The organism is Cupriavidus sp., assembly GCF_057315035.1.
In genome coordinates, this window is sequence record NZ_DBHKYV010000044.1 from 13,195 (window position 1) to 34,119 (window position 20,925).

Annotated in this window: 22 protein-coding genes; 12 read left to right on the forward strand and 10 right to left on the reverse strand. The window is 64.5% G+C overall.

The window, feature by feature from the left end:
* The first annotated feature begins 70 nt into the window (after positions 1-70).
* From ACO550_RS33375 to ACO550_RS33390, 4 genes are all read left to right on the forward strand, one after another.
* On the forward strand, positions 71-1,042 hold the full coding sequence (locus ACO550_RS33375; protein WP_315596816.1) for a tripartite tricarboxylate transporter substrate-binding protein: 972 nt from the start codon (positions 71-73) through the stop codon (positions 1,040-1,042).
* A gap of 124 nt (positions 1,043-1,166) precedes the next feature.
* On the forward strand, positions 1,167-2,618 hold the full coding sequence (locus ACO550_RS33380; RefSeq protein ID WP_315596817.1) for a chloride channel protein: 1,452 nt from the start codon (positions 1,167-1,169) through the stop codon (positions 2,616-2,618).
* Between the two features lie 227 nt (positions 2,619-2,845).
* The gene (locus tag ACO550_RS33385; RefSeq protein ID WP_315596818.1) at positions 2,846-3,106 is read left to right on the forward strand and encodes a hypothetical protein; all 261 of its coding nucleotides are present in this window, start codon (positions 2,846-2,848) and stop codon (positions 3,104-3,106) included.
* A gap of 101 nt (positions 3,107-3,207) precedes the next feature.
* Positions 3,208-3,978, forward strand: coding sequence for a hypothetical protein (locus ACO550_RS33390; protein ID WP_315596819.1), 771 nt, complete (start codon positions 3,208-3,210; stop codon positions 3,976-3,978).
* 27 nt (positions 3,979-4,005) lie between these two features.
* Here the strand turns inward: ACO550_RS33390 and dapB are convergent, their stop codons facing one another.
* Positions 4,006-4,815, reverse strand: a complete 810-nt coding sequence (gene dapB / locus ACO550_RS33395; protein WP_315596820.1) for a 4-hydroxy-tetrahydrodipicolinate reductase — start codon at positions 4,813-4,815, stop codon at positions 4,006-4,008.
* Positions 4,816-4,942: 127 nt separating this feature from the next.
* Positions 4,943-5,392: an Lrp/AsnC ligand binding domain-containing protein gene (locus ACO550_RS33400; RefSeq protein ID WP_315596821.1), complete on the reverse strand. Its 450-nt coding sequence runs from the start codon at positions 5,390-5,392 to the stop codon at positions 4,943-4,945.
* A gap of 140 nt (positions 5,393-5,532) precedes the next feature.
* Between ACO550_RS33400 and ACO550_RS33405 the strand changes: the two genes are divergently transcribed.
* From ACO550_RS33405 to ACO550_RS33415, 3 genes are all read left to right on the forward strand, one after another.
* The gene (locus tag ACO550_RS33405; protein WP_315596822.1) at positions 5,533-6,726 is read left to right on the forward strand and encodes a saccharopine dehydrogenase family protein; all 1,194 of its coding nucleotides are present in this window, start codon (positions 5,533-5,535) and stop codon (positions 6,724-6,726) included.
* Entirely contained in the window at positions 6,723-8,246 is a 1,524-nt protein-coding gene (gene amaB / locus ACO550_RS33410; RefSeq protein ID WP_315596823.1) for an L-piperidine-6-carboxylate dehydrogenase, read from the forward strand. Before ACO550_RS33405 ends, amaB begins: the two co-directional genes overlap by 4 nt.
* A 145-nt stretch (positions 8,247-8,391) precedes the next feature.
* Positions 8,392-8,622: a hypothetical protein gene (locus tag ACO550_RS33415; protein ID WP_315596824.1), complete on the forward strand. Its 231-nt coding sequence runs from the start codon at positions 8,392-8,394 to the stop codon at positions 8,620-8,622.
* Positions 8,623-8,751: 129 nt separating this feature from the next.
* Here the strand turns inward: ACO550_RS33415 and ACO550_RS33420 are convergent, their stop codons facing one another.
* The 6 genes from ACO550_RS33420 to hemA form a co-directional block, all read right to left on the reverse strand.
* Complete coding sequence (locus tag ACO550_RS33420) at positions 8,752-9,366, reverse strand: UbiX family flavin prenyltransferase (protein ID WP_315596825.1); 615 nt, start codon at positions 9,364-9,366, stop codon at positions 8,752-8,754.
* A 14-nt stretch (positions 9,367-9,380) separates the two neighbouring features.
* Complete coding sequence (gene grxD, locus ACO550_RS33425) at positions 9,381-9,692, reverse strand: Grx4 family monothiol glutaredoxin (protein ID WP_061953372.1); 312 nt, start codon at positions 9,690-9,692, stop codon at positions 9,381-9,383.
* Positions 9,693-9,806: 114 nt separating this feature from the next.
* A complete protein-coding gene (gene prmC, locus ACO550_RS33430; RefSeq protein ID WP_315596826.1) occupies positions 9,807-10,670 on the reverse strand; it encodes a peptide chain release factor N(5)-glutamine methyltransferase in 864 nt (287 codons plus the stop codon).
* Positions 10,671-10,817: 147 nt separating this feature from the next.
* Positions 10,818-11,141, reverse strand: coding sequence for a hypothetical protein (locus ACO550_RS33435; RefSeq protein WP_315596827.1), 324 nt, complete (start codon positions 11,139-11,141; stop codon positions 10,818-10,820).
* A gap of 170 nt (positions 11,142-11,311) precedes the next feature.
* Complete coding sequence (gene prfA / locus ACO550_RS33440; RefSeq protein WP_315596828.1) at positions 11,312-12,394, reverse strand: peptide chain release factor 1; 1,083 nt, start codon at positions 12,392-12,394, stop codon at positions 11,312-11,314.
* A gap of 115 nt (positions 12,395-12,509) precedes the next feature.
* Positions 12,510-13,814: a glutamyl-tRNA reductase gene (hemA, locus tag ACO550_RS33445; protein WP_315596829.1), complete on the reverse strand. Its 1,305-nt coding sequence runs from the start codon at positions 13,812-13,814 to the stop codon at positions 12,510-12,512.
* 155 nt (positions 13,815-13,969) lie between these two features.
* On the opposite strand from hemA, the gene ACO550_RS33450 reads away from it, so the two are divergent.
* The gene (locus ACO550_RS33450; protein ID WP_315596830.1) at positions 13,970-14,212 is read left to right on the forward strand and encodes a hypothetical protein; all 243 of its coding nucleotides are present in this window, start codon (positions 13,970-13,972) and stop codon (positions 14,210-14,212) included.
* A 50-nt stretch (positions 14,213-14,262) separates the two neighbouring features.
* Here ACO550_RS33450 and ACO550_RS33455 read toward each other — a convergent pair whose 3' ends face one another.
* Positions 14,263-15,030, reverse strand: a complete 768-nt coding sequence (locus ACO550_RS33455; RefSeq protein ID WP_315596831.1) for a 5'-methylthioadenosine/adenosylhomocysteine nucleosidase — start codon at positions 15,028-15,030, stop codon at positions 14,263-14,265.
* A gap of 181 nt (positions 15,031-15,211) precedes the next feature.
* Between ACO550_RS33455 and ACO550_RS33460 the strand changes: the two genes are divergently transcribed.
* The 3 genes from ACO550_RS33460 to ACO550_RS33470 are packed head-to-tail and all read left to right on the forward strand — an operon-like array spanning position 15,212 to position 17,846.
* Entirely contained in the window at positions 15,212-16,225 is a 1,014-nt protein-coding gene (locus ACO550_RS33460) for a DUF2157 domain-containing protein (protein ID WP_315596832.1), read from the forward strand.
* Positions 16,222-17,349 carry a DUF4401 domain-containing protein gene (locus tag ACO550_RS33465; RefSeq protein WP_315596833.1) on the forward strand — a complete coding sequence of 376 codons (1,128 nt, stop codon included), beginning with the start codon at positions 16,222-16,224 and terminating at the stop codon, positions 17,347-17,349. Before ACO550_RS33460 ends, ACO550_RS33465 begins: the two co-directional genes overlap by 4 nt.
* Positions 17,346-17,846 carry a GDYXXLXY domain-containing protein gene (locus ACO550_RS33470; protein ID WP_315596834.1) on the forward strand — a complete coding sequence of 167 codons (501 nt, stop codon included), beginning with the start codon at positions 17,346-17,348 and terminating at the stop codon, positions 17,844-17,846. Before ACO550_RS33465 ends, ACO550_RS33470 begins: the two co-directional genes overlap by 4 nt.
* Positions 17,847-18,279: 433 nt before the next feature.
* On the opposite strand, the gene ychF is transcribed toward ACO550_RS33470, so the two are convergent.
* Positions 18,280-19,371 carry a redox-regulated ATPase YchF gene (gene ychF / locus ACO550_RS33475; protein WP_315596835.1) on the reverse strand — a complete coding sequence of 364 codons (1,092 nt, stop codon included), beginning with the start codon at positions 19,369-19,371 and terminating at the stop codon, positions 18,280-18,282.
* Positions 19,372-19,556: 185 nt separating this feature from the next.
* Between ychF and ACO550_RS33480 the strand changes: the two genes are divergently transcribed.
* Complete coding sequence (locus ACO550_RS33480) at positions 19,557-20,828, forward strand: UbiH/UbiF family hydroxylase (RefSeq protein ID WP_315596836.1); 1,272 nt, start codon at positions 19,557-19,559, stop codon at positions 20,826-20,828.
* The last annotated feature ends 97 nt before the right edge of the window (positions 20,829-20,925 follow it).

A 20,925-nucleotide genomic window follows, 5' to 3' on the forward strand; every position in this document is an offset into this window, starting at 1 on the left:
CTGGGGGAGAGGGCCAGCGCATCAAATCGCGATACCAACACAGATACATAAGACAAAACAAGGAGACACCATGCATCGCAGAACCGCGCTGCTCGCAGCCGTTGCACTTGGCATCGCATCCAACACGTCATCCGCATTCGCCGCATACCCGGAGCGTCCGATCAAGCTGGTGGTGCCGTACACCCCGGGCGGCTCGACCGACCAGTTTGGTCGCGCCATGGCCGAAGGCATGGCACGTGAGTTGAAGCAGCCCGTGGTGGTGGAGAACCGTCCCGGTGCCAATACGATGGTCGGTACGCAGAGCGTGGCGCGTGCGCAGCCGGACGGCTACACGATCCTGATGGGTTCGAGCGCCAGCATGGTGCTGAACCCAATGCTGTACAAGAAGACCGGCTACGATCCGAAGGACTTCAAGGTCATCCTGATCGGCATCGAGGTGCCGCTGGTGGTGGTCACCAACAACCAGGTACCGGCAAACAACATCAAGGACTTTGCCGCATATGCCAAGGCTGCGGGCGGCAAGCTCAACTATTCGTCGGTCGGGCTTGGCAATCCGCTGCAACTGGCCTCGGAGATGCTGAAGTCGGAACTCGGCATCGAGATGACGCACGTGCCGTACAACGGCAGCGCGCCAGCTTTGTCGGCGCTGCTGGCGAACGACACGCAGATGATGGTCGACGTGGTCAGCACCTCGTTGCAGCATATCAAGGCTGGCAAGCTCAAGGCACTGGCGGTGACCGGCCGCACGCGACTCGACGTGCTGCCCAATGTGCCGACTGTTGCCGAAAGCGGTTATCCGAACTTCCACGCCGCCACATGGTTCGGACTTGCCGTGCCCGCGCAGACCCCGGCGGACGCCATTGCAAAACTGCAGGCCGCAGCCTCGCATGTGCTAACCGAAACGCCATTCCGCAACACCTTCAACGCGTTGGGATTGTTGGTGCAGAGCCCGCGTACGCAGGCCGAGATCGATCGCTATGTGGCAGCGGATCGCGACAACTGGGGCAAGGTCATTCGCGACAATCGCATCAGCCTCGACTGAGCGCTGCGGGATAGTCCGCTCGATGAGGGGCGTATAGTTGAGGGTCTTTCGATACGGCCGGTTGCGGTCGTGTCGATGCCAACGTTGTCGTCAACCAGCCCCCATCCGCTCCCGCATCGATGCCATGACCGATCCCGCCGAGCCACCTGATTCGCCTGCTTCATCCGATTCGTCCCCTTCGCCCGCCTCGCCCGCTTCACATCCAGGTCGACTACGTGATTTGCGCTTGCGCGCGCGTCGTGCCGCGCATCGCAAGACGCGTCAGGTGGGCCGCATCTCGCGCACCTCGATGCGCTACGCGGTCTTTATGTGTGGCGCGGGATTTGTCGCCGCGTTTTCCATCGTGTTCGCCTATATCGCCGAGGTGGCGCTGAGCTGGAACATGAAGCTGACCACGGCCACGCCGTGGCTGGCATTCGTGATGCTGCCGTTTGGTCTGGCCGCTTTGCGCTGGCTGACGATACGGCTTGCGCCGCAGGCACGTGGCAGCGGGATTCCGCAGGTGATCGCGGCCGTGACCTTGCCGCCGGCCGGTGTCGCGCAGACGGTGCTGGTGTCGTTCCGGCAATCGATGTGGAAGGTGTTGCTGACCACCGGCGCGCTGCTGGCCGGTGCCTCGGTAGGGCGCGAGGGGCCCTCGGTACAAGTCGGTGCCGCGGCCATGTTGGCGTGGGGACAGTGGTGCCAGGAAAAGCTGCGCTTCCGCATCGGCTTTCATCCCAATGCATTGATCGCCGCCGGTGCGGCCGGCGGTCTGGCAGCAGCATTCAATACGCCGTTGGCCGGCGTGGTGTTCGCCATCGAGGAATTGGGGCGCGGCACCGCGGTGCGCTGGGATCGACTGGTGCTGTCGGGCGTGCTGACCGCGGGCTTCCTGTCGCTGGCGGTGCTGGGCAACAACCCCTACTTCAGCGTCAAGGTGCCGATGCTGGTGCTGCACGACGCCTGGGGACCGGTGCTGCTGTGCGCGGTGGTCAATGGCGTGATGGGTGGCCTGTTCGCGAAGGTATTGATTCGCGGCGTGCCGGGCCTGGTGCCGTCCGCCTGGCGTGGCTGGACGTCCGAGCATCCGGTGGCGGTGGCGTTCTGCTGCGGTCTGGTGGTGGCGGCGCTTGGCTGGGCTACCGCAGGTGCAACGTTCGGCACCGGCTATGAGCAGGCTTCCGGCCTGATCAACGGCGAACCGCACAGCACGCTGTGGTTTGGACTGGCCAAGTTCGTGGCCACGGTAGTGTCGTATTTTGCGGGCATCCCGGGCGGGATCTTTACGCCGGCGCTGGCCATCGGTGCCGGCATTGGCGAAAACGTGGCGCACTTTATGACCGGCATGGCCGAGCCGCGCGTACTGGCGCTGGTGTCGATGGCGGCCTTCCTGGCAGCGGCGACGCAGGCGCCTATCACCGCAAGCGTGATCGTCATGGAAATGACGCGCACCCAGGACCTGACGATCTATCTGCTGGCAGCTTCGCTGCTGGCGTCGTTCCTGTCGCGGCAGTTCAATCCGCATCCGTTCTACCACCATATGGGCCACGCTTTCCGCCGCGAGGCCATGGCAATCCAGCGCAACAGTGCCTAGTGTGATGCCGGGACGGCGTGCCGTAACAAGTCGTTACAAACAACGTTGCGCCAGCACCGCCTGAGTGTGGGTTTGGCATCGCAGACCTGTGGCGGCCTGAACTGCGATGTCTTACCATGTGCCGCGCACGGACCACTGGCAGTAGATCGACGGCCGTGCATTGTGTACCGGCGGCACATTTTCTCGTCGGGCAAGTCGGCATTCGATGCATTTCGGGGGAGCAGGAAATGGCCACGCAACGACCGGGCGGCACGCGCCCAAACCAGCCGTCACGCAAGGACAGCACGCCAGTGCACGATCTTGGTGCCGACACCGCCATCTGGCACACACGCGGCTTGCAGACCAACTCGCGCTTTCGCGCACCGCTGGCCCAGCGCACGCCACCGCGTCAATTGCCGCCGAGCCAGATTCCCAAGCTGATGCTGTGGGCGCTGCTGATTGGCATCGCGCTGGTATGCTTCAATGCCGTGAAGCATATGCTCCGATAGATCCTGTCGATCCGGCGTCACTCCGATGACGCCGCGCCTACCCGGCAGGAACCCTCGGCACGGAGCGGGCTCCAATGCGGAGCCGTTTTCAGGAGTGTGTTTTGAGATTTCCTTTTGCCGGGCTGGCCGCTGCCGCCCTGCTGGCGACTGCTGTCGCCCACGCTGCACCGGCGGTGCAGTCCAATGCCAAAGCCAATGCCACCGCTGCTGCGATCATCGACGGCAAGGACCAGTTCTCGACGATGCTCGACACGCTCGAGATTGGCAGTCCGCTACCGGGCCTGCCTGACTGCGCCGATCACCGGACGCCCGATGGCAAGGATGTCACCGCGTACTGTGTGGAACTGCGCGGCGATGGTGTGATGCGCCAGGTTGGCGTGCCTCGCGACAAGCGTCCCACATTCATGGATGGCCCGCGCCTGGTGGCGCTGGTGGACGGCAATGCACTGGTGGGACTGATCGTGCCAACCGACGGCATCCGCTCGCAGGATTCCGCGGCACAGGCGCTCAACGCACGCTATGGCAAGCCATTCCGCCAGGAAATGGTGGATATGAAAGACAAGGCTGGCAAGGGCGTGAAGACCATTCACGCCGGCTGGATGCGCAAGCCGCTGACCGTTGAGCTTTATGCAATTCCGGAAGATCCCAGTGAAGGCACGATCGAACTGCTGCTGCCGCAGGCGCGCGCACTGATGGCCAATCGCGACGCCGAGGTGGAGAAGTCGCTGGCACCGCCGCCGGCGTCGGCCGCCGCCGCAAAGAAGGGCGAGAAGACCGACAAGGCAGAGAAGGCGGAAAAAGCCGAGAAAGCCGAAAAAGAGAAAGCCGAGAAGAAGGCGCCCGCCAAGCCGGTCAATCCCGGCAGTTGGTAAGGCGCTGGAGGCAGGGGCTTGAACTGCTTAGAGCCCCTCCATCACCTTGTCCAGCCCACGCACCACGCCGCGCAGTGTGTGGACCTTGCGGATGGCCAGCAGCGCGCCCGACACATACGGCTTGGAGCCGTCGCCAGCTTCATGCTTGAGGTGCAGGCGCTGGCCATCGGCGCCAAAAATCACCTCGACACCCAGTTGATACCCGGGCAGCCGCACCGCGTGCACCTGCGTGCCCGACATCGTCGCGCCGCGCGTTTCGCGCGGGCCGTTGACCTGGTCCACCGGTACGGCCTGCGTGGCCTGCTTGACCTGGCCAAGCCGGTACGCCAGTTCGCGCACCGTGCCTGATGGCACGTCGACCTTGCCGGCCTTGGCGTAGTCGATGATTTCCCAGTGGTCGAGATGGCGCGCGGCCATTTCGGCAAACTTCTGCAGCAGCACCACGGTGATCGCAAAGTTGCCGCACGCCAGCACGCCACGGTCAGCCTTGCGTGCAGCGGCATCGATCTCCGCATAGTCTTCGTCTGACAGTCCCGAGGTACCCACCACCACATGCGCGCCATGTGCCAGCGCCTGCAGGATATTGTGCTTGGCAATCACTGGCTTGGTGTATTCGACATACACGTCGTACGGGGTCTGGCCCAGCTCCTCGATGCTGGCGGCGGCCACGCCCGGGGTGTCCTTGTGGCCGGTCAGGCTGGCCAGGGTCTGCCCTGCCGCGCCGCGCGAGAGCCCGGCAACCAGTGTCATGTCGGCAGCGTGCGCCACGCCACGCGCCAGTTCGCCACCGGCCCAGCCTGTGACGCCACCTACGGCAACGCGAATGTTCTGGCTCATCGTGAACTCCTGATCTGGATACTGAGTTGGATATTGAGGATGGCAAGCATAGCGCGCTCGCGGATCACGCGCTTGCCCTCTCCCCCGGCCCCTCTCCCGCGTGCGGGAGAGGGGAGAATGCAACCGCCTAGCCGGCTGCTCGGCGCCGATCGATCTTGCGTGCCAGCACGATCGATGTCGTGGTGTGGTTCACGCCATCGAGCATGCCGATTTCATCGAGCAGCTTGTCCAGTCGCGCATGGGTGTCGCAACGGATCACGGCCATATAGTCGACCGGGCCGCTGACCGAGTTCAGTTCCTCCACCTCGGGCAAGCGCTGCAGCGCGCGCACCACCGTCGGTGCTGCCTTGGGCTGAACCGACAGGCCACAAAACGCCAGGATGGCGTTGTCCTCCATCTCGCTGCCCAGCCGTACGCCATAGCCGGCGATCACGCCGGTTCGCTCCAGGCGCGCGATGCGTGCCACCACGGTAGTGCGTGCGATACCTAGGGTGCGCGACAGGTTGGCCGCGCTTTCGCGTGCGTTGCCCTGTAGCAGGGCCAGCAGATGCCGGTCGGTCTGGTCGAGGTCGGCCATGGTCATGTCCTGACGAATCGTCAGATTAGCTTGTCGATATGTCCGATTATGCAGGGCTTTCGTCAATCTTGTCGCTACAAAACGTGCGTGCGGCTGCCCATACTTAAGACATCCCCAATCTGTTTCTGACGGAGTTCACCATGCAACCCTCCACGCTGGGACCCGCCACCGTGCGTGACCTGACGCTCGCCCCGCGTCCGCTTTCAGTGGTCGTCCTTGGCGCGGGCAAGATCGGACGCGTGATTGCCACGATGCTCGCCGACAGCGGCGACTACCGCGTTTGCCTGGTCGATCATGACGCGCACCGGCTCGATGGCCTGCCGCGCAGTATCGCCGTACGCGCCGGGGATCCGACTGAACCAGGTACCTGCGCGGCACTGCTGGCCGGTGCCGACGCGGTGCTCAATGCGTTGCCGTTCCATGCGGCCATCCATGTGGCCACCGTGGCCGCGCGGCTTGGCGTGCATTACTTCGACCTGACCGAGGATGTGGCTGCCACCCATGCCATCCAGACGCTGGCCAACGGCGCGCGCTCGGTGCTGATGCCGCAGTGCGGCCTGGCGCCCGGCTTTATCGGCGTAGTGGGCCACGATCTCGCGCAGCGCTTCCTGCGGGGTGGCGGCGATCTGCTTGACCTGCGCATGCGCGTGGGCGCGCTGCCGCGTTATCCAAGCAATGCGCTCAAGTACAACCTCACATGGAGCACCGAGGGGCTGATCAATGAATACTGCAACCCTTGCGAAGCCATTGTTGACGGGCGCCGCGTGGAGTTGCCCGCGCTGGAGGGGCATGAAACCTTTGCACTGGACGGCGTGGAGTACGAGGCGTTTAATACTTCGGGAGGCCTTGGCACATTGCCCGACACGCTGGCCGGGCGAGCGCGCCAGGTCGACTACAAGTCGATCCGGTATCCCGGTCACTGTGCCCAGATGAAGCTGCTGCTGAACGACCTGCGTATGCGCGAACGGCGCGACTGGCTGCGCGATATCTTCGAACATGCAATCCCGGTAACCGAGCAGGACGTGGTGATCGTGTTCGCCAGCGCCACCGGTCATCCGCCGGGTGTAAAAGGAGAGGGACGGCGCGGGCCGCTGACGCAGGCGTCGTTTTCCACGCGCATCGGGGGCATGGAGAATTTCGCCGGCATCGGCCATGTCAATGCCATCCAGCTGACCACGGCCGCCGGCATCTGTACCGCGCTGGACCTGGTGGCCACGGGTGTCTTGCCGCAGGCCGGTTTTGTGCGTCAGGAAGCCATGCCGCTGGAGCGCTTCCTGTCCAACCGCTTTGGCCAGCACTATGCGCGACACCCACTACAGGAGACGCTCGCATGAAAGCGCAAGAGTTCACCAGTTGCTGGCAGGCCCTGGGCCTGCCGCCGCCTTGGGCTGCAACCACCCAGGCCGCGCCGGGCACGCTGGCCGTGCGTTCACCGATCGATGGCGAGGTGTTCGGCCAGCTACCGGTATGCGCGCCCGCCGATGCCGACGCGCGCATTGCACGCGCCCATGCGGCGCAGAGCCTTTGGGCACTGACCCCCGCGCCGGCGCGTGGCGAAGTGGTCAGGCGTTTCGGGGAGGTGTTGCGCACGCACAAGCCGGCGTTGGGCAGGCTGGTGGCGCTGGAAGCGGGCAAGATCCTGCAGGAAGGCCTGGGCGAAGTGCAGGAGATGATCGACATCTGCGACTTCGCGGTGGGTTTGTCGCGGCAGTTGCATGGCTTGACCATTGCCTCCGAGCGGCCGTCGCATGCCATGCGCGAGACCTGGCATCCGTACGGACTGTGTGGCGTGATCTCGGCGTTCAATTTCCCGGTAGCGGTCTGGGCATGGAACGCGGCGCTGGCGCTGGTGTGCGGCAATGGCGTGGTGTGGAAGCCGTCGGAGAAGACCCCGCTCTGTGCGCTGGCCGTGCAAGGGCTGCTCGATCGCGTGATCGATCAACATGCGCCGCAGTTCGCGGGCCTCTGCTGCGTGCTGACCGGCGGGCGTCAGCTTGGCCAGTCGCTGGTGCAACACCCGTCGGTCCGGCTGATGAGTGCCACCGGTTCCACGCGCATGGGGCGCGAAGTGGGCATGGCCTGCGCCGCGCATTTCAAGCGCGCGATCCTGGAGCTCGGTGGCAACAATGCGGCCATCGTGGCGCCCTCGGCCAATCTGGAACTGACGATCCGGGCCATGACGTTTGCCGCGGCGGGCACCGCGGGGCAACGCTGCACCACGCTGCGGCGCGCGTTCGTCCATGTGGATTTGATCGAGAGCGTGACGCAGCATCTGCGCCGCGTTTATGCACGGCTGCCGGTGGGCGATCCGCTGCAGGAAGGTACGCTGGTCGGTCCGTTGATCGATGCCGCCGCCGGCGATTCGATGGCCAATGCACTGGCCAGTTGCCGCGCGCAAGGCAATGTCGTGCATGGCGGCGAACGGCTGCTTGCCGATCGGTTCCCGCATGCCAGCTACGTGCGGCCGGCGCTGGTGCTGACCGACACCCAGCACGACACGATGCTGACCGAGACCTTTGCGCCAATCCTCTACCTGATGCCATACACATCGCTCGATGAAGCCATCGCGCTGAACAACGCCGCTTCACACGGCCTGTCGTCGTGCATCTTCACGGAATCGTTGCGCGAGGCCGAACTGTTCGTGTCCGCCGCGGGCAGCGACTGTGGCATCGCCAACGTCAATATCGGCACCAGCGGCGCGGAGATAGGCGGGGCATTTGGCGGAGAAAAGGCAACCGGTGGCGGGCGCGAATCGGGCTCCGATGCCTGGAAGGGATACATGCGGAGGGCCACCAATACGATCAACTATGGAGACACGTTGCCGCTGGCCCAGGGGATCCGTTTCGATATCTAAGGGCGGCACTTACGTTCGCACAGACGTTGCGAATCGTAACAATGGTTACAGCGCCTTGACGCTGTATTACCAAAGCCACCCGTATAACGTTCTTAAGGGCAGTGCATTGCCGTGTCGCGATGCCTGTGACATTAAGGACGTCAAAATGAAATCGAAACTGGTGTTGTTGGGCTTGGCAGTATCTGGCGCGGCGATGCTTGGCGGCTGCGCGGTCTATCCCACGCCGTACGGTCCCGCGGTGGCACCAGCTCCCGTGGCAGTGGCGCCCGCGCCGGTGTACGTCGGCCCGCCGGCCGTGGTGGTGCGACCCTATGGCTACTACGGTGGTGGTTACTACGGCGGTGGTTACTACGGCCGCCGCTACCGGCACTGGTAAAAACGAGAACGCATGAAGCAGGCTCCCCTCTCCCGCGCGCGGGAGAGGGGTGGGGGAGAGGGCAGGCGTATCAAGCTGGCGATAACGCAGTTTGAACTGCTGGCCCTCCCCCCCTGCCCCTCTCCCGTTTCACGGGAGAGGGGAGTTTTTCAAACCGCCCCACCCAGGTGCCAGCGTTTCACCCACCTCGCGTAGATCCACCAGATCCAGCACGCGGCCTACCGTATGGTCGACCAGTTCGGCGATGGTCTGTGGCTTCTGGTAGAAGCCCGGCACAGGCGGGAACACGATGCCGCCCATTTCGGTCACGGCTGTCATGTTGCGCAGGTGAGCCAGATTCAGCGGAGTTTCCCGCACCATCAGCACAAGCTTGCGCCGTTCCTTGAGCGTGACATCGGCCGCGCGCGTGATCAGGTTGTCGGATAGACCGTGGGCTACGGCCGCCAGCGTTCGCATCGAACACGGGGCCACGATCATGGCGTTGGCGCGAAACGAGCCGCTCGCAATGGTTGCGCCGATATCGCGCACGTTGTGCACGACGTCGGCCAGCGCTTCCACGTCGGCGCGGCCAATATCGAGTTCGTGCTGCAGGTTCATAACGCCCGCAGGCGACATCAGCAGGTGTGTTTCCACACCGCTCACGTTTTGCAGCACCTGCAGGATCCGCACGCCGTAGATGGCGCCGGTAGCGCCCGTGATGGCGACGATCAGCCGTTGCGGCACGCCGCCATTCTGCACAGGCATGGTCGAGCTCAGGCTCAGGCCTTGAGCAGCGATTGCAGTTCGCCGTTCTGGTACATCTCCATCATGATGTCCGAGCCGCCGACGAATTCGCCGTTGACGTAGAGCTGCGGAATGGTCGGCCAGTTGGCGTATTCCTTGATGCCCTGGCGGATGCCGTCGTCTTCGAGCACATTGACCGTGGTCGGTGCATCGACGCCGCAGGCCTTCAGGATCTGGATTGCACGACCCGAAAAGCCGCACATCGGAAACTGGGCGGTGCCCTTCATGAACAGGACCACGGGGCTGCCCTTCACGATCTGGTCGATCTTCTGTTGTACGTCACTCATGATGAAAACGTTCCGGTTGCGCGCGATGCCAGGCCGGCATCGCTGAAATGGGGGAATGGTCCGGATTTTACCGGAATCGCGTCATTGCTTCAGATGGGGCCGATTTGACGTGTATCAATCTGGCAGCCGGCCCCCGCTGCAACGTTCGTTACCGCCCAGGTCGCGTGCGGTGAACACCTCGGCAAAGCCGGCGCCGGTCAACAGATGCCGGGTGGCGTAGCCCTGGTCGTAGCCGTGCTCCATCAGCAGCCAGCCGCCGGGCAGCAGGCGGCCGGTCGCGCCGGCCACGATGGCTGCAAGGTCCGACAGGCCATCGTCGTGATCGGTCAGCGCGTCGATCGGTTCGAAACGCAGATCACCTTCCACCAGGTGCGGATCGCCCTCGGCAATGTAGGGCGGATTGCTCACGACCAGGTGAAAACGCAGGCCGTCGGGCAGGGCCTGATACCAGTCCGACACCATGAAGCGGATATTGTCGGCCTGCAGCGCGCGGGCATTGTCCTGCGCCACCATCAGCGCGCCAGGGGAAATATCGGTGGCCCAGACCTCGGCATCGGGCCGCTCGCGCGCAATCGTCACGGCCAGGATGCCCGATCCGGTACCCATGTCCAGTACACGCGGGTTATGGATTCCGGCCAGCCGCGTCAGCGACGCTTCGGCGGCCACTTCGGTGTCGGGGCGCGGAATCAGTACGTCGGGTGTAACGCGGAATGTGCGTCCGAAGAACTCGCGCTCGCCGAGCAGGTAGGCCATTGGCTCGCCGGCCAGCCGCCGTGCCAGTAATGTGGAAAATGCATCACGCTGTGCCGTGTTGAGGTGTTCGTGGTCACGCGTGATCAGCTGGGTGCGCGTGAACCCGGTCACGTGGGACAGCAGCATGCGGGCCTCCAATGGTGGCAGGCCCGCCATGGCCGCAAGGGTCAGCGCTTCGCGCAGCGTGGGATCGGGCGGCATGGTGCCCGGTGCAGTCGATGACATTGCAGTACGTCTTGGAAATACCGGAAGCGCGCTTGCAAAAAACCCCGTCGGGCGTCGGCTCGACGGGGTTTCCTGGCGCTGCTTCGCAACAGACGGCTAGTGTAAGCCGATTTCGGCCTGCCTTCGGCGTCTGTCCGCGTAGGGCTATTACTTGTTGACGGCGTCCTTGGCCTTGTCGGCGGTCGTGTTGACGGCGTCCTTGGCGGCTTCCTTGGCGTTGGCCATGGCATTGCCCGCATCCACCTTGGCCTTGTCGGCGGCGGCGGACACATCGGCGGCTGCACCGCTGGCGGCAGCCTTGGCGGCGTCGGCAGCGTTCGCGGCAGCGGCAGCGGCGTCGCTGGCGGCGGCCTTGGCCGACTCGGCAGCGTTTTGCATGGCGCTGTCGGCGTTGGTGGCCGGTGCTTCTTCCTTCTTGCTGCAGGCGGTAACGGCAGCGGCAATCATCAGAACGGCGAGCAGTTTTTTCATGATTTCATCCTTGAGTATCTGTTGGAGGAGTGACATCCATCCAGACTTCGATACCCCCTCAGCCTTGGCCTGAAAAGTGACGTATCGGGGTGGTCTGGTCGAAATCGATTATAGACAGCGCATTCTTACAAGCTAGTGCTGTTGCAAGCATTTACCTCGGTTACAAAGCTTCAGGCGTCGTCGCCAAGCGCTGCCAGCTGGTCTGCCTGGTGCTCGGCGGCCAGTGAGGAGACCAGTTCGTCCATGTCGCCATCCATGATCATGTCGATCTTGTAGAGGGTCAGGTTGATGCGGTGATCGGTCACCCGGCCTTGCGGGAAATTGTAGGTGCGGATCCGGTCGCTACGGTCGCCCGTGCCAATCAGGTTGCGGCGCGTGCTGGCTTCCTTGGCCTGTGCGGCGCGCAACTGCATGTCCTTGATGCGCGCGGCCAGCACCTTCATGGCCTTTTCCTTGTTGCGATGCTGGCTGCGGTCGTCCTGGCATTCCACCACGATGCCGGTAGGCAGGTGGGTCAGGCGCACCGCCGAGTCGGTCTTGTTCACGTGCTGGCCACCGGCGCCCGAGGCGCGGAACGTGTCGACGCGCAGGTCGGACGGATTGATCTCGACTTCGCCCACTTCATCGGCTTCGGGCATCACGGCGACCGTGCAGGCCGAAGTGTGGATGCGACCCTGCGCTTCGGTGGCCGGCACCCGCTGCACGCGGTGGCCGCCCGATTCGAACTTGAGCTTCGAAAAGGCGGCATCGCCGGCGATACGCACGATCACTTCCTTGTAGCCGCCCAGGTCCGACTCGGATTCGCTCATGATTTCCACCTGCCAGCGCTGACGCTCGGCGTAGCGCGTGTACATGCGCAGCAGGTCGGCCGCGAACAGCGCGCTTTCCTCGCCACCGGCGCCAGCGCGGATTTCAAGCAGCAGGTTGCGGTCGTCGTTGGGATCCTTGGGTAGCAGCAGCGTCTGCAGGCTTTTCTCAAGCGATTCCAGACGCGTGCGCGCCGCGTCGATTTCGTCGGCGGCAAACTCCTTCATTTCCGGATCGTCGAGCAGCGCCTGGGCCGTGGCCAGGTCGTCCTGTGCCTGCCGATACTGGCCGTATTGCTCGGCCACCGGCGACAGCTCGGCATGTTCGCGCGACAGCTTGCGGTACTGGTTGATGTCTGCCGTGGCGTTTTCGTGCGCAAGCAGGGCATTGACTTCGTCGAGTCGCTCGGCCAGTTGGTCGAGCTTGTTGAGCATGCTGGCTTTCATCGGTAGCGGGATTCGGGGTCTCGGGGCGCAACGCGGTGGGTTGCGCGGGATCGGCAGTTCAATGCCGGAGGCATCGCCGGCGCACGCTCGCGCCGACGCGGGTGCGCGAACGCGGCTAGCGTTCGGAGTGGCTGCTGTGGCGGAACAGACCCGGTACCAGGCGCAGCAGCGCCTCGCGGTCTTCGCCCTGGGTGTGGTTCAGTGCGTGGGTCGGGCCGTGCAGGAACTTGCGGGTCAGGGCGCCAGACAGGGCTTCGAGCACCGCGGTGGGATCGTCGCCGCGCGCCAGCATGCGGCGCGCGCGTTCCAGTTCAGCCTGGCGGATGGCTTCGCCGGCGGACTGCAGGTCGCGGATGACCGGCACCACGCTGCGTGTTTCGAGCCAGTGCATGAAATTCTGCACGCGCGACTCGATGATCGCCTCGGCTTGCGCCACGGCAGCCTGGCGCAACGCGTTGCCTTCGCGGACCACCGCGCCGAGATCGTCGACCGTGTACAGGAACACGTCGTTCAGGCGCGCGACCTCGGGTTCCACATCGCGCGGCACGGCCAGGTCGACCATCATGATCGGCCGATGCTTGCGGCGCTTGACCGCGCGCTCCACGGCACCAAGGCCAATGATCGGCAGCGAACTCGCGGTGCAGGACACCACGATATCGAATTCATGCAGCCGCTCGCCCAGGTCCTGCAGGCGGATGGCCTGCGTGGTCAGGCCCTGTTCGGCCAGCTGTTCGGCCAGCTTCTCGCCGCGTTCGACGGTACGGTTGGCCACCACGATCTGGCGCGGCTGCTGCGCGGCGAAGTGCGTGGCGCACAGCTCGATCATTTCACCGGCGCCGATAAACAGCACGCGCTGCGTCGACACGCTTTCGAAAATCCGTTGCGCCAGACGCACCGCGGCGGCAGCCATCGATACGGAATGCGCACCGATCTCGGTCTGGCCGCGTACTTCCTTGGCCACCGCGAAGGTGCGCTGGAACAGCTGGTTCAGGTAGGTGCCCAACGCGCCAGCTTCGCCAGCGGTGCGCACCGCATCCTTCAACTGTCCAAGAATCTGGGTTTCGCCGAGCACCATCGAATCGAGTCCGCTGGCCACGCGGAACGCGTGACGCACGGCTTCGGACTGGGGCAGGGCATACAAATGCGGGGCCAGCTCGCCGGCGGGCACGTTGTGATGCTGGGCTAGCCAGCGCAACGTGTGCTCGAAACCATCCTGCCCCGGCTGCAGCACATCGGTGGCGCAGTAGATTTCGGTGCGGTTGCAGGTGGAAAGAATGGCGGCCTCGGTACCGTTGCGACCAGCCAGATGGGTACGCAGCGTGCCAAGCGCGGGTTTGATCTGCTCAAGCGGAAACGCCACACGCTCGCGCAGCGAGACGGGTGCCGTTGTGTGATTGATGCCGATCGCGAGCAGTTGCATTTGTGGGGTTCGTTGCCATCCGGATCGGTGCCGGAAGCGCTGGCTATTATACCGCCGGGCGCCAAAGTTGCAGGGGACCGGGGTGTTTTGTTCCAACTGCAGTATTGTTACGCGGTGGTCATATCAAAGTGGTCCAAAGGACACAGGAGCGGTTTATGTTCGGCTTGGTGGTAGTGGGAGCGGTCGTGGGCCTGGCGGGTGGCCTGTTGCATCCGGCGGGGCGCGTGGTCACCGTGCCGGCCGCGCTATTACTGGGCATTGTGGGCGCCATGCTGGCGTTCTATGCCGGTCGCGCGGCGCATCTGTTCACGGATGGACAGCTGCTTGGCTGGGGCGCCGCCATCGTCGGGGCCGCGTTGCTGGTGGGCATCTGGGGCGTGGCGCGCCCGCGCCGGTAACTTCAGTAACGACAAAAAAGTCAGGAATTGGTGACCGTCTGCGTGGTGATTCAGGCCCTGGCGTCAAGGAATCGGCGCAGGATGGCACTCGAATAGTGGCTGGCCACGTCGCGCAAAAACGACGAAAAATCGACATGCGCGGTATCGTCGGCACGGTCCGACACCGTGCGCATCAGCGCATACGGCACCCCATACTCGTAGCAGATCTGCGCCAGCGCGGCGCCTTCCATCTCCACGGCCTGTAGCGTCGGCAAGGCTTCGCGCAGCGCTTGTACCGCCGACGGCGCGTTGATGAACTGGTCGCCGCTGGCAATCATTCCGACATGCAGGCGCGGCTGATGCACGCCAAAACGCGCCAGCACGCCATCCGGAACCTCGGTCGCCAGGTCGTCACGCAGGAAACCCTCGGCCGCGCCACGCAATGCCGCGGTAAGGGTGGGATCGGCCGGGAATTCCGCTTGGTCCAGCAGGGGAACCTCGTGGCGCGGAAATAGCGGCCGCGCATCGAGGTCGTGCTGGACGGTGCGGTCGGCCACCACGATATCGCCGACCTTGACCCCGGCCCCCACGCCGCCGGCCAACCCGGTGAACACGATTTCGTCCACGCCAAACTCGCGGATCAGCGTCACCGTGGTGGCCGCCGCCGCCACCTTGCCCACGCGCGCCAGTACCAGCACCACGGGTTGGCCGTGCAGCGTGCCGCTGTAGTAGTCGCGCATGCCGATGGTTTGCCGGGTGGCGCGCGCGTCTTCGTGGCGCATCGCGCTGATCAGCCCGTCCACTTCATCGTGCAGGGCGGCAAGGATGCCTAGGGTCATGGTGCTTGGGGGCCAGGGGGCAGGCGCAGGAATGGAAACCGGCGCCAAGCATACCGATGACCTCGCCGGGTGGAAAGCAGTAAGGCTGCGCCAAAGCAGTACCGTCATGCGACGCCTGCGAGACTTCGGCAGGCCGCTTTGCTACATTGCAGTCCATGCCGACTCTCAGGGGGACCTCCGCTTGGAATCCTTTTCGAATCGCCGCGCCATCCAGCAGTCGCTGGCCGACTGGCGCGCGCAAGGCCGCCTGGGTGCCGATGACTTGCTGGCTGCCTGGGAGTCAACGCGCCCTGACCGTGGTAACTGGCACCACTGGCTTGATCGCGCATTGTTGATCCTGGGCACCGCACTGCTCTGTGCCGGTGTCATCGTCTTCTTCGCCTTCAACTGGGCGGAGCTTCACAAGTTCACCAAGTTCGGATTGCTCGCGGGACTGCTGACGCTGCTGGCAGGCTTCGCCGCGCTGCGTTCCGCGGGCGACATGGCTGGCGGGGCCGCGCTGGCTGGCGCACAGATCGTATCGGGGGTGCTGCTGGCCGTGATCGGCCAGACGTACCAGACCGGTGCCGATGCGTGGCAATTGTTCGCGCTCTGGACCTTGCTGGCGATGCCATGGGCATTGGCTGCGCGTGCGGCGCCGCATTGGTGGATCGTGCTGGTAGTGGGCAACGTTGCCTTGCTGCGCTACTGCAGCGTACGGCTGGGCATCGGTGGCATGTTCGAATTGCTGTTCTCGGCCCGGCAGGCCCGTGAAACGATGTTGTTCCTGCTCGGCGCCTCGGTGATCCAGTTGGCGGTCTGGCATGTGTTGGCCGCACGCGCCAGCCGTTGGGGCTTCCGGGGCATGACCGGCCCGCGCCTGATTGGCGTGCTGGCCTGCGGCTATGCGGGATGGCTCGGGATGATGAGCGTATTGACCGATCGGGTCGAGCCGCTGGCGTTGTTGGCCAGTGCCGCGGCGCTGCTCGGCCTCGGTGCATGGTTCCGCTGGCGCGCGTTCGATATCGTGGTGTTGAGTCTCGTATGCCTGACCGGCATCGGCGTCATCATTGCCGCAGTGGGGCGTTGGCTGGTGGATTTCCACGGTGACTTCGGTGCATTCCTGCTGCTGGCCCTGCTTACCATCGGGCTGGCCGTGGCGGCTGCCACATGGCTGCTGCGCGCCTGGCGCGCTACAACGGGGAGCGCGGCATGAACCACGATCAAGTCGAGCGCTCGCTCTGGCAACAACTGGCCGCACGCGGCGCGGTGCAAGGTGACTACACTGCCGCGCTGCGGACGCCATGGCCAATCCGCTTGCTGATGGGTGGGGCGGGATGGCTTGGCGCACTGTTCTTCCAGTTGTTTCTGGTTGGCACCGTGTTCGCTACCGCGCGCGGCAATGGTGTCGCGATGGCGCTGACAGGCGTGGTGATGATCGGCATTGCCATCGCGCTATATCGCATCACGGCAAAGGAGGGCGGGCGCATCGCGCTGGGGCAGTTTGCACTGGCGCTGAGTCTGGGCGGACAGGGCATGCTGATCGGTGGCATTGGCGAGACGCTTGGCTTCAGCCGGTTTCTTGAAACAGCGTCGTTCTGGCTGGGCGTGGCGCTGCTTGAAATGCTGCTGTTTGCACTGGTGCCGGATCGCCTGCACCGATTCCTGATGGCGTTGGGTGCATGGACGGCGCTGGCCATTGCCGCGTGCGTCGCGCTGGGCAATCTGGTGGCGCCACGCTGGACCTCGATACCGGTCGCATTGGGGCTGTTGGCGGCTGCGGCATTCGCGGTGGTGCTGGTCTTCGTCCTCAATGAAGAGAAGCCCGCTGCGTCAGCGCGCCATGCGCTTTGGGAGCCGGCAGCCGATGCAACGCTGGTGTTCGCGCTGAGCAGCGCGCTGGTCGTTACCGGCCTCGCGCATCCAGCCGATCTCCTGTTCGGAACCGCAACGCCGTGGCATGCGCCCGGCGGCTGGCTTGCCGGCGCGTTGATCGGCGCCGCGCTGGTGGCGTTCGCATTGATCGAATGCAAACGGCTCGATTGCGAGACGCGAACCAGTGCCGCAATACTCGTGGTGACGATCGCGTTCAGCGCATTGATGGTCCATGCCCCTGCGGTGACCGCCGGTGTGTTGGCACTGGCCATGGCCATGCGACGCGCGTCGTTGCCGTGGCTAGGCATGGCGGTAGCCACGGTGCTGATCGGGTTTGTCTGGTACTACAGCACGTTGCAGTGGACGCTGCTGGCCAAGTCAGCCACGCTGGTTGCGGCCGGCATATTGTTGCTGGTTGCGCGGGCAGGACTGCACCGCATGTCGAGCCGGGAGGTCAACGCATGAAACGCTGGATCGTGGTGGGCTGGCTGTTGACCATCGGCATCGCGCTGACCGGCATCATCGGCAAGGAACGGCTGATGGCCAATGGCGAGGTGGTCTACCTGCGCCTGGCGCCCGTGGACCCGAGGTCGCTGATGCAGGGCGACTACATGGCCTTGAATTTCTCGATCGCCAACGAAGTGCGCGTCGCGCACGGCAACGACCAGACCAGATTGACGCGGGAGGAGGTGATCGTGATCCGCCGCGACGCCAGCCAGGAAGGGCACTTCGTGCGTCTTTACCAGGGCGAAGCGCTGGCTGCCGGTGAGCAACTGCTACGCGTACAGAACGTGCCATCGCGCTGGGGCGGCAATGCCGTACAGGTCTCCACCGACGCGTGGTTCTTCCAGGAAGGGCAGGCCGAGCGCTACGCCAAGGCCAGGTTCGGCGAGTTCCGCGTCGATGCCAACGGGCAGGCCCTGCTGGTTGGGATGCGCGATGAGGGCTTGGGCAAGATGTGAGCGGCTGTCGGACTTGCCCCGTTGCCGTCCACGCTGGGCAGTGGTGTTGCCTGTCTGACACTCATTGTGCACTCCCTTGCCTGACTGCCTCCGCCATGGGACGAAAATGATCGGCTATCAGCGCAAACGGAATATCAGCCGTTTTCATTCCTTGCGCCGTTTCTCTCATGCCCGGACTCCGCGGCAAGTTCAAGAAAGCAGTTTGCAATTGACTTCGCGTCGTAGAACACATTGCCCTCCTTTTCATGCGTGGCGATAGCTCACGGCGAGCAGCCTACGCATGCCGAAAAGCGCCGTCCATGGCAGATCGGGGAGTGCAACAGCAATACAGCAATTCGGCACAAAAGTTCACAAAAAAAGCCCGCTGCAGATCGATCTGCAGCGGGCTTTCGTTGGCTTGGCGCAACTGGTGCGCAGCGCCTTGTGCGTTGACTTAGACGTTGAACAGGAAGTTCATCACGTCGCCATCGTGCACCACGTATTCCTTGCCTTCGGCGCGCATCTTGCCGGCTTCCTTGGCGCCGTTCTCGCCCTTGAGCGCGATGTAGTCGTCATAGGCAATCGTCTGTGCGCGGATGAAGCCGCGTTCGAAGTCGGTGTGGATCACGCCGGCGGCCTTGGGGGCGGTGTCGCCCACGTGGATCGTCCAGGCGCGCACTTCCTTCACGCCAGCGGTGAAGTAGGTCTGCAGGCCCAGCAGCTTGAAGCCGGCGCGGATCACGCGGTCCAGGCCCGGTTCTTCCATGCCCAGGTCGGCCAGGAATTCGGCCTTGTCGGCGTCTTCCAGGTCGGCGATCTCGGCTTCGATGGCGGCGCACACGGCAACCACCGGCGAGCCGGTCGTCTTGGCGTACTCGCGCACGGCGTCCAGGTGCGGATTGTTCTCGAAGCCGTCTTCACGCACGTTGGCCACGTACATGGTTGGCTTGGCGGTGATCAGGCAGAACGGGCGCAGTGCCTCCCATTCTTCGGGCGACAGGTCCAGCGTGCGTACGGCCTTGGCCTGGTCCAGCACGGCCTGGGCCTTTTCCAGCACGGCTACCAGGCGCTGCGCTTCCTTGTCGCCGGCGCGGGCCGGCTTGACGTAGCGGGCCACGGCCTTTTCAACGGTGGCCAGGTCGGCCAGCGCCAGTTCGGTGTTGATGACTTCGATGTCCGACAGCGGATCGACCTTGCCGGCCACGTGGATCACGTTGTCGTCTTCGAAGCAGCGCACCACGTGCGTGATGGCGTCGGTTTCACGGATGTTGGCCAGGAACTGGTTGCCCAGGCCTTCACCCTTCGAGGCACCGGCCACCAGGCCGGCGATATCGACGAATTCGACCGTCGCCGGCAGGATGCGCTCGGGCTTGACGATCTCGGCCAGCTTGGCAAGCCTCGGATCCGGCACTTCCACCACACCCACATTGGGTTCGATGGTGCAGAACGGATAGTTTTCGGCGGCGATGCCGGCCTTGGTCAGGGCATTGAACAGCGTGGACTTGCCGACGTTGGGCAGGCCGACGATGCCGCATTTGAGGCTCATGGTGTCAGGCGGAAAATTGCGAATCCCGTATTCTAGCGGAAGGGCGGCGCGAGCCGAGGGCGATTGCGGGGGATCCGGCCGCCTCGGGCGTGGCGCCAACTCCGCCAATGGCGTCCCCATCACGTCGCTATAATCGAGCCATGTCCGGACCTGCCGCGCCGGCGCGTTGCGCCGCTGCCTTCTAAATGTCGTCGAATCCTTCTTCCCGCTTCCAGATTGCCGTCGTTGGCGGTGGCATTGTCGGCAAGGCCTGTGCGCTGTTGCTGGCGCAGCAGGGCATGCAGGTGGCGCTGGTGGCGCCGCGGCCGGCTGATCAGGCCGCGCAGGGCGCACATGCTTCCGACGACGTCTGGGACGGTCGCATCTATGCATTCTCCGCCAGCTCGCAGGCTTTGCTGGAGCAACTGCGGGTCTGGGAAGCGCTCGATACCGCGCGCGTGCAGCCGGTGCGTGACATGCGCATCTTTGGCGATGAAAGCGCTGGCGAGTCCGATCCGTCGCCGCATGGCGACCTGCATTTCTCCGCCTATGCCGCCGCCGTTCCGCAACTGGCGTGGATTATCGAAGCGGGACACGTTGAACGGGTGCTCGACACCGCGCTGCGTTTCCAGCATCAGGTGAAATGGTTCGATGACACCGCCGAGGTGCTCGAGCGCGATCTCGATGGCGTGACGCTGACGCTGGCCGGCGGCACGCGGGTGCGGGCCAACTGCCTGGTAGGGGCCGATGGCGCCCGATCCTGGGTGCGCCAGCAATGCCATATCGGCACCACGCAGCGGCGCTATCGCCAACTGGGTGTGGTGGCTAACTTCCGCTGTGAGCTGCCGCACCAGGAAACCGCATGGCAGTGGTTCCTTGGCGCCCCGGAAAAGCTGATGGCCGACGAGGAAGCCGCCAATGGCGAGATCCTGGCCATGCTGCCGCTGCCGGGCAATCGCGTGTCGATGGTCTGGTCCGCCGACGAGGCGCACGCACGTGACCTGCTGGCCCTGTCCCCGGAAGCGCTGGCCGCCACGGTGTCGCAGGTGGCCAATGGGGCGGTCGGGGCGCGTTTTGGCGCACTCCATTGCATTACGCCGGCGCAGGGATTTCCGCTGGTGTTGCAGCGCGCCGAGCAGTTTGTGCAGCCGCATGTGGCGCTGGTTGGCGATGCGGCACATGTAGTGCATCCGCTGGCCGGCCAGGGCATGAACCTGGGCTTGCGCGATGTGGTGGAACTTGGGCGCGTGATGGCCGACAAAGAATCGTTCCGCCCCGAGGGCGATCTGCGCCTGCTGCGCCGCTACGAGCGCGCTCGTGCCACCGACCTGCTTTCGTTGACGGCTGCTACCGATGGGCTGCACCGGCTGTTCTCGCTGCCGGGAACGCCTGCCCGGCTGGTACGCAACCTGGGCATGCGCGCGGTAGGCAGTCAGGGGCTGCTCAAGCGGTTTCTGATCAGCCGCGCGCTCGGATAGGCGGACAATCAAGGTCAAGGTCGCGGCCGAATGCGAGCGCGGCCAATCCCACGTTCAACGATTTACCGATTACATTCAAGCCGGCACACTGACCGGC

Excerpts from the sequence above, each read along its gene's own strand:
- ACO550_RS33375 (WP_315596816.1), top strand. The coding sequence starts at position 71 with ATGCATCGCAGAACCGCGCTGCTCGCAGCCGTTGCACTTGGCATCGCA.
- ACO550_RS33380 (WP_315596817.1), top strand. The coding sequence starts at position 1,167 with ATGACCGATCCCGCCGAGCCACCTGATTCGCCTGCTTCATCCGATTCG.
- ACO550_RS33385 (WP_315596818.1), top strand. The coding sequence starts at position 2,846 with ATGGCCACGCAACGACCGGGCGGCACGCGCCCAAACCAGCCGTCACGC.
- dapB (WP_315596820.1), bottom strand. The coding sequence starts at position 4,815 with ATGAGCCAGAACATTCGCGTTGCCGTAGGTGGCGTCACAGGCTGGGCC.
- ACO550_RS33400 (WP_315596821.1), bottom strand. The coding sequence starts at position 5,392 with ATGGCCGACCTCGACCAGACCGACCGGCATCTGCTGGCCCTGCTACAG.
- ACO550_RS33405 (WP_315596822.1), top strand. The coding sequence starts at position 5,533 with ATGCAACCCTCCACGCTGGGACCCGCCACCGTGCGTGACCTGACGCTC.
- amaB (WP_315596823.1), top strand. The coding sequence starts at position 6,723 with ATGAAAGCGCAAGAGTTCACCAGTTGCTGGCAGGCCCTGGGCCTGCCG.
- ACO550_RS33415 (WP_315596824.1), top strand. The coding sequence starts at position 8,392 with ATGAAATCGAAACTGGTGTTGTTGGGCTTGGCAGTATCTGGCGCGGCG.
- ACO550_RS33420 (WP_315596825.1), bottom strand. The coding sequence starts at position 9,366 with ATGCCTGTGCAGAATGGCGGCGTGCCGCAACGGCTGATCGTCGCCATC.
- grxD (WP_061953372.1), bottom strand. The coding sequence starts at position 9,692 with ATGAGTGACGTACAACAGAAGATCGACCAGATCGTGAAGGGCAGCCCC.
- prmC (WP_315596826.1), bottom strand. The coding sequence starts at position 10,670 with ATGTCATCGACTGCACCGGGCACCATGCCGCCCGATCCCACGCTGCGC.
- ACO550_RS33435 (WP_315596827.1), bottom strand. The coding sequence starts at position 11,141 with ATGAAAAAACTGCTCGCCGTTCTGATGATTGCCGCTGCCGTTACCGCC.
- prfA (WP_315596828.1), bottom strand. The coding sequence starts at position 12,394 with ATGAAAGCCAGCATGCTCAACAAGCTCGACCAACTGGCCGAGCGACTC.
- hemA (WP_315596829.1), bottom strand. The coding sequence starts at position 13,814 with ATGCAACTGCTCGCGATCGGCATCAATCACACAACGGCACCCGTCTCG.
- ACO550_RS33450 (WP_315596830.1), top strand. The coding sequence starts at position 13,970 with ATGTTCGGCTTGGTGGTAGTGGGAGCGGTCGTGGGCCTGGCGGGTGGC.
- ACO550_RS33455 (WP_315596831.1), bottom strand. The coding sequence starts at position 15,030 with ATGACCCTAGGCATCCTTGCCGCCCTGCACGATGAAGTGGACGGGCTG.
- ACO550_RS33465 (WP_315596833.1), top strand. The coding sequence starts at position 16,222 with ATGAACCACGATCAAGTCGAGCGCTCGCTCTGGCAACAACTGGCCGCA.
- ACO550_RS33470 (WP_315596834.1), top strand. The coding sequence starts at position 17,346 with ATGAAACGCTGGATCGTGGTGGGCTGGCTGTTGACCATCGGCATCGCG.
- ychF (WP_315596835.1), bottom strand. The coding sequence starts at position 19,371 with ATGAGCCTCAAATGCGGCATCGTCGGCCTGCCCAACGTCGGCAAGTCC.
- ACO550_RS33480 (WP_315596836.1), top strand. The coding sequence starts at position 19,557 with ATGTCGTCGAATCCTTCTTCCCGCTTCCAGATTGCCGTCGTTGGCGGT.